Raw genomic sequence first — 13,102 nt, 5'->3', positions numbered from 1 at the left:
GCGGGGGCCGCGGCGCCCGCCCCCCCCCGCCGGGGGGGCCGCGGGGGGGGCCGGTGGGCCCCCCCCCCCCCCCCGGGGGGCCCGGCCCACGCCCCGCCGCCCGATGCACCGCGCCGAGAGGTGGCGTCACCTCCTCCCGGCGCGCTCGACGGCCATCCGCGCACCCACCCCGCAGGGTGGGAAATTCTCGGGCGCGCCGGGCGGACTCGCCCAGCTGTGAGCCGATGTGCGAGCGCTGTGAGGTTGCTGTGCATCCGGCCGCCCGGGATGCCCGCCGGGCATCGGCATGGTCATCTTGATGCGTGCGAGTCACTGTTTCCCGGACAGCGCTGGCCGTCTGCGCGGCGGCGGCGATCGTCGCGACCGGCAGCGCGAATGCCGTCGTCGACACCGCCGACGTCACCACCTCGGCCGCGCCCAGCCAGCCGAGCAGCACACGCCTCCCAGCCACCAGCAGCGCCCCAGCAAGCTCTCACGACACCGCCTCGGCCAGCCCCGCCGCCGCAAGCAATGCCAGCCCGGCTGTCGGCGCGTTGTTCTCCGGCGGCAACCACTTCTGCTCGGCCAGCGTCGTGCACAGCCCCACCGGCGACCTGCTTCTCACCGCCGCGCACTGCGTCAGCGGCGACATCTCCGGCGTCACCTTCAAGCCCGGCTACCACGACGGCCTCTCCCCGTACGGCACCTGGCAAGTCACCGCGGCAGTGCTCGCGGACGGGTGGAAATCCTCGTCCGATCAAGACCTCGACTTTGCGTTCCTCAAGGTCGCCCAGCCCGGTTCCGCAAGCCTCGAAAGCCTGACCGGTGCCAACCGCCTAGGCACGAACCAGGGCTTCTCGCACACGATCACCCTCACCGGCTACCCCAACAACACCGAACAACCGGTCGTCTGCACGGGAACCACCACCCAGTCCGACACCTACCAGCAACGCATCGCCTGCCCCGGCTTCCCCGACGGCACCAGCGGCGGCCCCTGGGTCCTCGCCCCCGACCCGAACACCGGAACCGGCACCGTCATCGGAACCATCGGCGGCTACCAAACCGGCGGCTCCACGCCGGACGTCTCCTACAGCGCGTACTTCGACAACGACATCGCAGCGCTCTACAACTCCGCGATCAGCTGAGCCAGGGCGGATTCACGAGCCCCAGGGCCCGCTTGACCGCACCGGCAAACAAGGCATGGCGATCCGCGCCAGTGAAGTTATTCGAGGACGGCGGTATCGACAGGCTGCCGGACGGAGTCGCGCCGACGTTGCTTCCGAGGAACCACCCGCTCCGAGAGACGCCAGGGCGACCACGGGAAGGAGCCGCGACGGTCTCGTTCTGTTCGTCTTCCGTCTTCGACAGCGACTACCTGAAACTGGCCATCCGGATGTCGTGCTCGGCGAGCATTCTGCTCATGCTGCGAAGGTGATCTCCGCCGCGCTACGTGTCTGGGGACTTCCGGCCCAGAATGCGGAGCCGCGCCAGTCGCCTGTGCCCGCTGCCATCAGCCCCAGAGCGGAACGGCGTGGGCCGCCGCGCGGACGATGGCGTTTCCGTCGAGGGTGGCGGAGGTCCGGTCGATGCCCAGGTCCGGCCACTCGGCGACGAACTCGAAGGGGCCTGGCGGCGGGAGCGGCCACAGCCAGAGCCGCCGATGGCTGTCGTAATACTGGTCGCCGCCGGAGGAGTCGCCGCCGGCCTCGACGAGCATCGGGCGTTCCGGCCGGTCGGCGGGACGGGCCCAGCCGGGAAAGGGGTGTTCGACAGTGGTGGCCTTCGAACCGTCGGGAAAGCGGACGCCGAATTTCAAACCCCCGTCGGCCGTCTCGAGGCCGGAAAGGCAGTCGAACTCGTTTTCCGTCACCCTTTTCCAGGCCGGGTCGTCCAGCGAGCCTCGCCGGATCGCCACGTGCAGAGCCAGCAGACAGCCCTCGGGAAAGGCGACCGCGTAATGCAGCGCGGCCGCGACACGGTCGGTTCGGGCGACGAACTGCTGGATCGGCACTGCCTGCCCCAGGACTTCCCTGGGCGGCCCCTGCCAGGAAACGGCATCCATGCACAGGATTTTAGCAGGATCGACCATGGTGGACGAAGCGAAAACATCGGCCTGGCAGAATAAATGGCGAGCTCTCCGGAAAATTCAGAGGCAGATCGAGACGCTGGGATTGCCGGAGCGGCAGATGGTTCCGTCGATCAGCGTCGCGCCGCCGCTGCAGGCCTGGCGGGACGTTCCGTTCCGGTCGCTGGCTACTTATTCCCAAGGAAGAACTTTTCGACAACATGCCACAGCTGCAGACAAAAGGACTGAGGCTTATCCTCGCTTCAAGCAATATCGAACCTAAGACAGAGGGATAACAGCTGTCAATCGACGATTATTCGGCATGGTTTCGGATTGGTTTTTCAAACTTAAATAAAACACCGCAGAGTGTGTCGCTGCCTGCCTGGTCCAGCGATGACGGACTTGTTCGCAGCGCAGCCCTTTGCCGATGATGCCGACGTATTCGCCCATGCACTGCACGGGTTTCCCGAACGGGACGCCGTACCAGCCTCCGGAAACCTGCGAGCCGGAGCCACCGAGCCCGAGCCGGTCGGACTCTCGGACCAGCGTAAGGCGAGCCGAGTCGTTCGCCACACCGGATCCGCCCGTCGACCAGCCGTTTCCCCAACGACACCCCGGCGAACGAAACCGGACGCAAACCGCACCGTCGACGGCCGCCCGGCCCCGCCGCTCAGCCCGAGCTAGGCGGCGCGACCGGCGCCTGATGCAGCGAAAGGTTCTGCCCGGCCTTCTCGTCCGCGGCCCACGCGCCCGCCTCCGCCGTCCACGTCTGGCCGGCGAAGCTCACCCGGTCGATCCCCAGCCTCGCCGCCCGGGCCACCAGCCAGCTCGCGATCCGCCAGCCCTCCGCGGCCGGGTGCGCGCCGCTCAAGCGGGCCGTGCCCAGTTCGGCGTTGGCGACCGTCACCAGGTTCGCCGGCGGGTTCAGCGTCAGGTTCCGGCAGGTCAGCGCCGCCGGGTACTTTCCGGTGAGCGCGCCGGTCAGCGCGGTGGCTTCGTCTTCCCACTGGGCGTACGCGTCGGGGGCGCCGGAGCGCTGCACGGCCTGCGCCGCCTCGGTGACGGGAATCGTCTGCCAGTTCTCGAGTTTCGCGAGTTTCTTGTAGAACTCCGTCGCCGAGTAGACCGGGTCCTGCAGCTGGTCGGGAGTGCCCCAGCCCTGGCTCGGGCGCTGCTGGAACAGGCCGACCGAATCGCGGTCGCCGCCGCTCAGGTTGCGGAGTTTCGACTCCTGCAGGGCAGTCGCGAGGGCGACCGTGACCGCGTGCGGGGGCAGGCCCTGTTTGACTCCGACGGCGGCGATGATCGCGGCGTTGTTCATGGGCTCCGGTTGCAGCGTGTACTGCGGCGCGGAGGCGTCGTTCGGTCCCTTCGGCAACGCGACGGTGCAGCCGGGGGTTTTCACCTCGTCGCTGCTCGAGAACATGACCACCACGACGACCACCGCCGCGAGGGCCACGACGACCGCCAGGATCGCCGCTCGCACGCCACACCCGCGCACCCGTGCCCGCCTTCCCCACTGCCCACTTTAAGTGCACAGTCTGCCCGGACGTCCCGGCCGCGAGACGCTCGGGTGGGGTCAGCCAGCGTCGGGAGCGCCCAGGAAGATCGGATTCGACATCGCCACCATGGCGTTCGGCGTCGTGGTCTTCGGACCGCCCGACGGACGCCGCACCTCGACGCGCACCCAGCGGCTGTAGCGCGGGTACGTCGTCCACGTGACGGTCGCGGTGCCGGATTCCGGGACTGTCTCGCTGTGCTCCGGGCCGAGCTGGTCGAGGAACGTCACGGTCGTGCCCGGCACGCCGCGGACGACCGCGCGCACCTCGATCGGCGCGCCGGTGCCCGCGACGAGGCGTCCGCCGATGCCTGCGGTGCGGCCGGCGCCGGAGACGGAGAAGTCGAGCTGCACGTCCTTCGATTCGGCGAGCCACGACCGGCCCGCTTTGAGCCCGGCGAGCAGTTCCGCGCGGCCCAGCCGGTCCGCCTGCACGACCGTGTGCGGGAGCGCCACGGTCTGGTCCGGGTTGTGCGCGTCGGAATCGCCGATCGCCGGGATCCACCGGCCGCCGCGCAGCAGGCCGTCCCAGTGCGTGACGCTCGCTTCGTCCTCCGCGGTCCACGGGCCGTTCCAGACCTCGACGAGGTCGGCGATCTCGTAGGCGAATTCGTAGGTGCAGCCGAAGCAGTTCGCGAACGGGTGCGCGGCGGTGACCAGGCCGCCCGCCCGGTGCACCTGGTCGGTGAACCGCCGGAAGTCGCGCGGGTCGGACGCGCGGTAGCGCCAGTCGATCCACGTGCCCGCCGGGACGCCGATCGCGGGCCAGTGCCCGGACCGCGTGGTGACTTCCTCGCCGTTCAGGATCAGCAGGTCGTCGGTGGCGTAGTCGCCCCACACCAGCTGCGAACTCGACGTGTTGTGGTCGGTGGAGACGATGAAGTCCAGACCGGCCGCCCGCGCGTCGGCCACCAGCTGCTCGGGCGTGCGCTTGCCGTCGGAGTGGACTGTGTGCAGGTGCGAGTCGCCGCGGTACCAGGACCGGCCGCGGTCGCGTGCGGGTGCGGTCTCCGGGGCCGGGTTCGGCCGGAACGGCTTCGAGTCGTCCCGGCCGAACGTGAGCGTGATGTCGACGCGGTAGTTCAGGCCCTGCGGAGCGACCGTGTACGGGCCGAGGATCACGTGCCAGCGGCCGGGCGTGATCGGCCCGGCGAGGTACCCGGGCGTCGCCCCGGCCGCGCTGATCGAGAACCGGTCGCGGAAGCCGCCGGACCAGCCGCGGAAGCCGCGGCGGGTGCCCAGTTCGTGCCCTTCCGGCCCGAACATGCCGATGTCGCAGGCGTTTCCGCGGGTTCCGGCGGGCACCGAAGGCTTGTTGTAGGAGTAGACGACGTCGATCTGCTTCACGCCGCGCGGCACGTCGACCGGGAGGTAGTACCAGTCGGGCACGTCCGGGCGGAAGGTGCCGGTGACCGTCTTCGTCTGCTGCCCGGAGCCGGGTGCGGGCGCCGCGAACGAGACACCCGGCAGCATGCTCATCGCCGCGTCCGCCGCCGCGACGCCTCCGGCCCGCAACAGGTTGCGCCGGTTGAGTTCCCCAGTGGACATGCCTACCTCCGCAGCAAAGAAGTCGCGCCGACGCTAGCCCCCTGCGCAACCCCCTTCAACGACGTTGCGGTGAACACTCGGCGACTCGCCTCCGCCGCGACAGGCGTGACCGGCTGCCGGCACGGGACCGCTTGCCCCGCACGGAATCACGGCACAGCACCATCCCTCACCGAATGGCGAGCCACGATCCGCGAGTACAGGTCGGCGCGGACACGAAGGCGCTCCGACCACACGGGCGCACACCTCACGGCTTCCCTGCCGCCGCCTGGCGGTCCTCACCCCGCCGCGCCGCTCCCCTCCACGACCCGGTCCAGCCACTCCTCCATCAACGCCTCGAACAGCACCGGCTGCTCGAACTGCAGGTTGTGCCCCGCCCGGTCGAGCACCGCGTAACTCGCCCGCGGATAGTGCCCCAGCAATCCGTACAACTCCGCGAATCCCGTAGCCGCGTCTTGCCTCCCGCACACGATCAGCGCGGGTTTCCGGTACGACGGGCCGCTTTCCGGATCGACCGACAACGGCCAGCCCGCCAGCATCCGCTGCAGCGCCGCCCGGTCGGCGACCGCCAGCCCCGGCGCGACGTCCGCCCGGAAACGCGCCAGCGTCTCCGCCGACTGGACCACCGCCGTCGCCTCGTACTCCGCCGCCTCGGCCGGATCGAGGCTCGCCAGCAGTCCGGGATCGGCGCGCAGCACCTCGTGGTCCGGCACGTCCCGCTCCGGCACCGGCACCGGGCGGCCGACCGGGCACAGCAACGCCAGACCGGCGACCTGCCCGGGCCGCGCCCGCGTCAGCCCGCGGGCCAGATAACCCCCGTACGATTCACCGGCCAGCAAGAACGGCTCCGCGCCGATCAGGTCGTCCACCAGGTCTTCCAGCGCGGCGACGAGGTCGTCCGAGCCGCGCGCGGACCCGGCGGGCGATTCGCCCATCCCGGGCAGATCCGGGTAGATCCGCCGGAATCCGGGCCGCCGCGCGAAGAGCGGCTCGAGACAGCCGGTCATCAGGCGGTGGTCCGGCGTCCAGCCGTGGACGGCCAGCACCGGCGTGCCGGAACCGTGCTCGACGTAATGCATCGTTCCCTCCCTGTTCGTCGGCCACCGTTGTACCGCACGGCACCGACAATTCCGGGACGGCGACGGCCGGGAGGAGGGCATCGCCGGCCGCGGCGCGGCATTTCCGGGGAATTCTCCCGAAATGTCAGCCGCGGAAGCCGATCAATTCTCTTTCGGGTGCCCGCCGCCCCGCGGCGGGACGGTGCGGAACACAAGCCAGCAGAAGGAAACCTGCCACGACGCCCAGGAGCACGTGGCCGGTGACGGCGCACAATCCGCACAATGCGGTCCATAGGACGATCTTCATCCACCGAGTGTAGGACCGCGAAGAATCGCCGTCGGCGGATTTGGGGAAGACTTAGGGTTCGGTTGAGCCGAATTCCCCGGAAGCAGCAGAAAAGAAAGGGTTGCCTTTCCTCGCCCGGCCGGGCGGGCCCGGACGGCGGCGCCGCGGGACGATCCGGCAGGATCGGGGCCGTGCCCACGCCCGGAACCAGCGCGCTCGTCGTCACGCTCCCGTCCGCCGCCGTTCTGCTCGAAGCCGCCGCGGCCGTCGACCCCGGACTCGTCCGGCCCGGTCTGCCGCCGCACGTCACGGCGCTGTACCCGTTCCTGCCCGCCGACCGGCTCACCGAGCACACCGACGCCGACATCAGCCGGCTCGCCGCGGAATTCCCCGCGACCGAAGTGCAGCTGACCGATCTGGTCACCGCGCCCGGGTTCGTCGCCGCGGCCGCCCCCGCGCTGCAACCGCTGGCCGACGCCGTATGCGATCACTGGCCCGACACGCCCCCGTACGGCGGCCGCTTCGGAGCGCACCCGCCAGCCCATCTGACGATCGCCCTCGGCGGCACCGACGACCAGCGCGCCGAGGTCGCCGGACGAGCGCAGGCCCTGCTGCCGATCACCGCCCGGGCGGAAACGCTGCACCTCGTCGTGCTCACCGAGCAGGGTTGGCAGCTCCGGCTGTCGGCTCCGCTCGGAACGCCCGCGCGATAGCCCGCAGCCGCGCCACATCGGCCGCGAAAGCGGTCTGCTGGGACAGCACCGGCGGCTCCGCGGGTTCGTCCGGCACCGCCGCCGAGCTGCGCAGCACCTGCGCGGCCGCGCTCGGCGACAGCTCGGGGCCGACGCCGGACAGCAGCAGTCCGTCGTTGATCTCGCTCATCATCGTCAACAGCCGTTCCCGGCCGGTCCCCGACGCGTCGTCGAGGCGGACGACATCCGGGTACCGCGACGCCAGGTGCTGACGCAGCGGCCGCAGCGCCGCCCGCGTCCGCGCGTCGCGCACCGCCTGTCCCAGCGCGGGCAACGCCGGCACCGTCAGCCCCACCACGATCAGCAGCACCGAAATCGCCGGAAACCCGACCGCGAGCGTGCACCGGACCGTCGAGAACGCGCCGCGGCACAGCTTCGTGACCGGATGCTCGGCGGTCAGGTCGCTGATCAGATCGACGATCTTGCCGGTCAGATAAGCGAAAGCGAACACGCAGGCGACGAGCATGATGCCCAGCCCGGCCCGCAACGCGCCGGTGCCCGCGCGCACCGCTCCGGCCGACACCACGGCGATGTCCGCCACCGCCACGCCCAGGTACAGCGTGTAGACGACGATGTACACGACCAATGTCGGATTCGACCGGTACAGCTCGTCGAAGAGCCCGACGCCGGTCGGCAGCCCGCGCGTCGCGAAGAACGACGCAGTGAGGACGACAAGCGCGACGATCAACGCCCCGAGCCGCGCGCGCCGCCGACGCTCTGCCACGCCACCGATCTCCGCGACAGTCACTTCGATGCCGTACGCGGCCACCATCGTCGCGAGGTTCGACAGCAGCCGCCCAAGGCTCGGGTACAGCTGGCTCTCGATCGCCTGAGCACTGTCGGCGAGCAAGCAGAATGCGACGCCGAGAGCGATCAGGCTGGTCGCCAGTCCCGCGCCCGCGCCAGTCCGCCGCGCCCGCACCGCGCGCCAAATCCCGACCGCGAGGGCGAACAGGCCGACCCCGAAGAAAAGAACGTCGATCATCCGCGCGCTACCCCAGCAGCGACGCGAAGCGCCGCGCGCGATCCGCCGCCGGACCGGAAGCGCCTGGCCGCAGCTGTGCGCCGTCCGCCGTGGCGGCACTCATCAGGAACACGGCAATGAGCTCCGCTTCGTACTCGTCGGAATTCGTGGTGACGCGAGTGAGCAGATGAGACAGCAGGTGCGCGCTGAGGTCAGGCGCGACCTCGGCCGCCTCGGCGTCGGTGAGCACGCATTCGCCGCGGTGCTCGCACAGCAGGTGGGCGATCTCGTGGGCGATGATGTGGTCCTGGTGCAGCGACGACGTGCCCGCCGCGTACGCGATGAGGTCGAAGTCTTCGTGCCGCTGCCACGCGCCGGAGGGCTGGCCGGGCGCGTAGTCGACCGCGAGCAGGTCGATGTCGCGGCCGCGGTGCTGTTCCAGCCGGTCGATCCACGCGTTCATCGACCACGGCCGCGGGGCGGGCACGTGCCGCAGCAGGTCGCGCACCCGGTCGCGGGCGCGCACTCGCACGGTCGGGTCGATGTCCCCTCCCGAGGCGATCGGCGGCTGGACCAGCCGGGCGCACCGGGGACTCCCCGGCGTTCCGGCCGTGGCCAGCATAGCCGCCCGGCTCACTCGGGCTTGCGTCCGCGCCGGGTGCGATCGCGTCCCTCGGTGTAGCTGCCGAGCTGGTCCATCAGGGCGGAAACGGTCCGCCGGTCGCGCTCGGACAGCCGCATCGCGCGCTGCGCCAGGTCGCGGGCCTGGGTGTCGCGCCAGGCGACCACGTCGGCGACCTGCTCGTCGACCCGGCCGGCCACCTCGTCGTCGAAGAAATAGGTGACCGGGACGCCGAAGAACCGCGCGAGCGCCTGGATGTGCGACCGCTTCGGGTCGCGCCGCGCGCCGACGGCCAGCTGCTGCACGTGCGTGGCCGACATGCTGACGCCGGTGACGTCCGCGACGCCCTGGGCGATCTCGCGGTACGAGTAGGGCTTGCGGTCCGGCGGGTGCACAGTCGCGATCAGGTGCGCGAGCCGTTCCGCGAAGCTGCGCTCCTCCGCCTGCTCGGCCATGCCGCCCCCACCACCGTTCCGTCTCCGTAACAGCGTCCAGCATAACCGTCCCGAAAACTTGACACCAGCCGTCTCGTTCCGGCTACACTCGCCTCGCGCATCGTTTAGAAAACTAAACACCGGGATCCGCGTGCGGTCGCTGGGGGTGCCCGCACGCGGTCCCGCGCACGCGCGCCTGCCCCGGCGAGGGACACACAAGTGACGCACAGACTGCGGAGGTAGGTTGTGCGCCATGACACTCCCCCACAGTCCTGAAAGGACACCCGTCGTCGTCACCGGTGGCAGTGGCTTCATCGGGCGCGCTGTCGTGCGAGAGTTCCGTGGGCGCGGTTATCCGGTCACTGTCGTGGATCGCGTGCGCTACGAGACGACGGACGAGGGAGTACGCGTAGTCGTCGGAGATCTGCGCGACGCCGAAACCCGCGAAGCAGCTGTCGAAGCAGGCGTCGGCGGGATCGTGCACCTCGCCGCGCTGACGTCCGTGCTGAAGTCAGTAGAGCTGCCGCGCGACACGTACGCGGAGAACGTCGCGGTGACACAAGAACTTCTCGAACTATGCCGCGTACGCGAGGTGCCGCGCTTCATTCTCGCGTCCACGAACGCAGTGATCGGCGACGTCGGCACCGACACCATCACGGTCGACCTGCCCATGAAGCCGCTCACGCCTTACGGTGCCACGAAAGCCGCCTGCGAGATGCTGCTGTCGGGCTACGCGGGCGCGTACGGCATCACGACGTGCGCGTTGCGCTTCACCAACGTGTACGGGCCGGGCATGTCGCACAAAGACAGCTTCGTTCCGCGAATGATGCGCGCAGCGTTGAATAATGAGGGCGTGCGTGTGTACGGCACCGGAGAACAGCGTCGCGACCTCGTGCACGTAGACGACGTCGTACGCGCGATCACGCTCGCGTACGAGAGCGGCTACACCGGACGCGCGATCGTCGGCGCCGGCCATTCGGTGTCAGTGCTGGAAATGGTCGAGACCGTGCGCGCGGTGACCGGAGCCGAACTGCCGGTCGAGCATGTGCCCGCGCCGGCCGGAGAGATGCCCGCGGTGGTCGTGGACGTGTCGGCGAGCGCGGAAACCATCGGCTACCGGCCGCAGATCACCCTCGCCGACGGTCTCGCCACGGCCTGGAAGTACTTCTCCGGACTGGACCGGGCCGAGGCGCCGTGACCGGGTTCCTCCGCCGCCACGCGTTCCTGCTGGTGCTCCTCGCCGCGGGAACCACGCTGCGGGTGCTGTCCTGGATCGCCTACCAGCCCGCGCTGCTGTACATCGATTCCTACCGGTACCTGGACAATCTGCACGGCCTGCGCGCCGACGGCATCAACCCGGTCGGCTACGACCTGCTGCTGAAGCCGCTCCTCGCGGTCGGCGGACTGTCGTTCGTCGCCGCCGTGCAGCATCTGGGCGGGCTGGCGATCGCGGTCGGGATCTACGCGCTGGCCCGGCGGCTCGGCACCCGCGACTGGGTGAGCGCGCTGGCCGCCGCGCCGCTGCTGCTCGACGCCTACCAGGTGCAGATCGAGCAGAACATCATGGCGGAGGTGCTGTTCGAGGCGCTGCTGTTCGGACTGCTGTGGCTGGTGCTGGCCAAGGGAAAACCGAACTGGCGGCGGATCGCGCTGGCCGGTCTCGCGGTCGGATTCGGCGTGCTGGTGCGGCTGATCGGCATCACGATCGCCGCGCCGTTCCTGCTGTACGTGCTCGCCGCGGGCAGTGCGTGGCGTTCGTGGCGCGGCTGGCGCGACGCCGGGATCGGGCTGCTCGCGATCCTCGTCGTGGTGGTTCCGTACGCGGCTCAAGTCAAGGCAGAGACGGGGAAATGGGGGCTGAGCGGGCCGTCCGGCAGCATGCTCTACGGCCGCACCGCCGCGGTCGCGGACTGCGCGAAGCTCCAGCTCGACCCGGTCGTGCGGCAGTTCTGCCCCACCGAACCGGTCGAGAACCGGCTCGTCGACAACTACACGCACGCCGACCTCGACCCGGCGTGGCCGGGTCCGCTGCCGCCCGGCGCGGACAAAGGGGCGCTGGCGCGCGAATTCGCTGTCACCGCACTGAAAAAACAGTGGTGGGACGTCGCCACGTCGATCCTCGGCGACTTCGGCAAGAGCTTCCAGTTCACCCGCGACACGGCGGTCACCGACGTGCCGATCGACCGGTGGCAGTTCCAGTTGACCTACCCGGAGTTCGCCGAACCCGCGGTGGTCAAGGCGGTCACACAGCAATACGACGGCACGGATCCGAAGGTCAACGAGCCGATCGCGGTGTTCCTTCGCGACTACCAGATCAACGGCGGGTTCGTGCCCGGCGCGGTGCTCGGGTTCTTCGCGCTGCTCGGCCTGTTGACCTTGCTGCGCCGCAAGAAACCCCGCCACCCGGCCCGCAGCGGTGCGCTGTTCGCTGCTGGCACGGGGTTGTTCCTGCTGTTCTCGTCCGCGGTGTTCGAGTTCTCCTGGCGCTACCAACTGCCGGCGCTCGTGCTGTTGCCGGTCGCTGGGGCGCTCGGCTTCACCACGCTCACCGTGGCCAGCCGTCGTCGGCTCGGCAGCTATCCGGACGCTGTCGACGAAGGCGCGATCGCGGACTTCCACGACCGGCATCCCGGCGCGAAGCTGTCCGAGCTGACCGTGGTGATCGCCGCGTACAACGAAGCCGGCGGCATCGGCCAAGTGCTGGAGAAGATGCCGGACAAATGTCTCGGGCTGCCAGTGGACGTCTTGGTGGTCGTAGACGGCGGCACGGACGACACTGCGGCCATCGCGGAAGACCATGGCGCGTACGTGTGCGTCGCGCCGACTAACCGCGGCCAGGGGGCCGCGCTGCGCCTCGGGTACCACCTCGCCGCCGAGAACGGCGCGAAGTACATCGTCACGACCGACGGCGACGGTCAGTACGACAACAGCGAAATGGCCGAACTCCTCACGCCGCTGCTGGACGGCACCGCGGATTTCGTGACGGGCTCCCGGCGTTTGGGGCACGAGGAGGCCGACAGCCGGATGCGCTGGGTCGGCGTGCGCGTGTTCGCGTGGCTCGCGTCGGTGCTCACCTGGCGGAGGATCACCGACACGTCGTTCGGATTCCGTTCGCTGCGCGCGGAACTCGCGTGCGCGATCCCGCTGAACGAGCCGCAGTACCAGTCGTCGGAGCTGCTGCTGGGCGCGACCGCGCAAGGCGCGCGCGTGCTCGAACGGCCGATGAGCATGCGGCTGCGCAAGGCGGGCAAGAGCAAAAAGGGCGGCAGCGTCGTGTACGGCGCGAACTACGCGCGGGTCATGACGGGGACGTGGTGGCGGGGCTACGTGCTGCGCCGCGGTCGAAAACGAACCGGTCGAGCATCGTGAACTTCGCGACGAACACCAGCGCGTAGCTGAGCACGTATGCCGCGTCGAGCAGCACGACCCACCAGAAGTGCGGCAGGTGCAGCGGCGCGAGCAGGTGCCCGGCGAGCGTGGTCAGCCCGACCGAGGCGAGGCCGCCGAGGGAGATGACGAGAACGTAGGGCACCAGTTCGCGGCCCAGTTCGGGACGGCCGCGACGGCCCCACACCCAGCGCCGGGTGAGGAAGAAGTTCAGCACCGCCCCGGCGGCGAACGCGCCCGCGCTGGCCAGCCACGGGGCCCCGTCCGCGGCGAGCACCGCGATCAGCGTCGCCTGGCTGAGCAGCGTCGCGGCCACCGAACTGGCGGCCGCGCGGACGAACCGGACCAGGCCGCGGCGGCGCGGCTTGGGCGATTCTTCCGCCGTGCGGGGGTTCGCCGGGTTGGTTACCGTCGTCATGCCCCCAGTTTCCCCTCGGGCCGCCGGTTCCGCC

14 protein-coding genes are annotated in these 13,102 nt (G+C 70.2%); 5 read left to right on the top strand and 9 right to left on the bottom strand.

Features of this window, described 5'->3' with window-relative positions:
• Positions 1–302: 302 nt before the first annotated feature.
• On the top strand, positions 303–1,124 hold the full coding sequence (locus tag ACWGIC_RS24910; RefSeq protein WP_452078361.1) for a trypsin-like serine peptidase: 822 nt from the start codon (positions 303–305) through the stop codon (positions 1,122–1,124).
• A 365-nt stretch (positions 1,125–1,489) separates the two neighbouring features.
• On the opposite strand, the gene ACWGIC_RS24905 is transcribed toward ACWGIC_RS24910, so the two are convergent.
• On the bottom strand, positions 1,490–2,041 hold the full coding sequence (locus tag ACWGIC_RS24905; RefSeq protein WP_452078360.1) for a hypothetical protein: 552 nt from the start codon (positions 2,039–2,041) through the stop codon (positions 1,490–1,492).
• 25 nt (positions 2,042–2,066) lie between these two features.
• On the opposite strand from ACWGIC_RS24905, the gene ACWGIC_RS24900 reads away from it, so the two are divergent.
• A complete protein-coding gene (locus tag ACWGIC_RS24900) occupies positions 2,067–2,327 on the top strand; it encodes a hypothetical protein (RefSeq protein WP_452078359.1) in 261 nt (86 codons plus the stop codon).
• 387 nt (positions 2,328–2,714) lie between these two features.
• Here the strand turns inward: ACWGIC_RS24900 and ACWGIC_RS24895 are convergent, their stop codons facing one another.
• The 4 genes from ACWGIC_RS24895 to ACWGIC_RS24880 form a co-directional block, all read right to left on the bottom strand.
• Positions 2,715–3,530, bottom strand: coding sequence for a hypothetical protein (locus tag ACWGIC_RS24895; protein WP_452078358.1), 816 nt, complete (start codon positions 3,528–3,530; stop codon positions 2,715–2,717).
• Between the two features lie 93 nt (positions 3,531–3,623).
• Complete coding sequence (locus ACWGIC_RS24890) at positions 3,624–5,150, bottom strand: CehA/McbA family metallohydrolase (protein WP_452078357.1); 1,527 nt, start codon at positions 5,148–5,150, stop codon at positions 3,624–3,626.
• Between the two features lie 275 nt (positions 5,151–5,425).
• A complete protein-coding gene (locus ACWGIC_RS24885) occupies positions 5,426–6,226 on the bottom strand; it encodes an alpha/beta fold hydrolase (RefSeq protein ID WP_452078356.1) in 801 nt (266 codons plus the stop codon).
• Between the two features lie 124 nt (positions 6,227–6,350).
• Positions 6,351–6,512, bottom strand: a complete 162-nt coding sequence (locus ACWGIC_RS24880) for a hypothetical protein (protein WP_452078355.1) — start codon at positions 6,510–6,512, stop codon at positions 6,351–6,353.
• A 170-nt stretch (positions 6,513–6,682) separates the two neighbouring features.
• On the opposite strand from ACWGIC_RS24880, the gene ACWGIC_RS24875 reads away from it, so the two are divergent.
• Positions 6,683–7,204 (top strand): 2'-5' RNA ligase family protein, encoded by a 522-nt coding sequence (locus ACWGIC_RS24875; protein ID WP_452078354.1) that lies wholly within the window; start codon positions 6,683–6,685, stop codon positions 7,202–7,204.
• Here ACWGIC_RS24875 and ACWGIC_RS24870 read toward each other — a convergent pair.
• From ACWGIC_RS24870 to ACWGIC_RS24860, 3 genes are read right to left on the bottom strand one after another with little or no spacing between them, the layout of a single operon-like run.
• Positions 7,146–8,228, bottom strand: a complete 1,083-nt coding sequence (locus tag ACWGIC_RS24870) for an MAB_1171c family putative transporter (RefSeq protein ID WP_452078353.1) — start codon at positions 8,226–8,228, stop codon at positions 7,146–7,148. The genes ACWGIC_RS24875 and ACWGIC_RS24870 overlap by 59 nt on opposite strands.
• A gap of 7 nt (positions 8,229–8,235) precedes the next feature.
• Entirely contained in the window at positions 8,236–8,844 is a 609-nt protein-coding gene (locus ACWGIC_RS24865) for a hypothetical protein (protein WP_452078352.1), read from the bottom strand.
• On the bottom strand, positions 8,841–9,284 hold the full coding sequence (locus tag ACWGIC_RS24860; protein WP_452078351.1) for an XRE family transcriptional regulator: 444 nt from the start codon (positions 9,282–9,284) through the stop codon (positions 8,841–8,843). Before ACWGIC_RS24860 ends, ACWGIC_RS24865 begins: the two co-directional genes overlap by 4 nt.
• Positions 9,285–9,516: 232 nt before the next feature.
• Here ACWGIC_RS24860 and ACWGIC_RS24855 point away from each other — a divergent pair, with 232 nt between their 5' ends.
• Complete coding sequence (locus ACWGIC_RS24855) at positions 9,517–10,461, top strand: NAD-dependent epimerase/dehydratase family protein (RefSeq protein ID WP_452078350.1); 945 nt, start codon at positions 9,517–9,519, stop codon at positions 10,459–10,461.
• The gene (locus ACWGIC_RS24850) at positions 10,458–12,632 is read left to right on the top strand and encodes a glycosyltransferase (protein WP_452078349.1); all 2,175 of its coding nucleotides are present in this window, start codon (positions 10,458–10,460) and stop codon (positions 12,630–12,632) included. Before ACWGIC_RS24855 ends, ACWGIC_RS24850 begins: the two co-directional genes overlap by 4 nt.
• On the opposite strand, the gene ACWGIC_RS24845 is transcribed toward ACWGIC_RS24850, so the two are convergent.
• Positions 12,562–13,068: a GtrA family protein gene (locus ACWGIC_RS24845; protein ID WP_452078348.1), complete on the bottom strand. Its 507-nt coding sequence runs from the start codon at positions 13,066–13,068 to the stop codon at positions 12,562–12,564. The two genes, ACWGIC_RS24850 and ACWGIC_RS24845, sit on opposite strands and share 71 nt — an antisense overlap.
• Positions 13,069–13,102 lie beyond the last annotated feature (34 nt).

It is taken from the genome of Amycolatopsis sp. NPDC054798 (genome assembly GCF_053611505.1).
The sequence above is the reverse complement of the archived record's forward strand: the minus strand, read 5'-3'. Positions and strand labels throughout refer to the sequence as shown.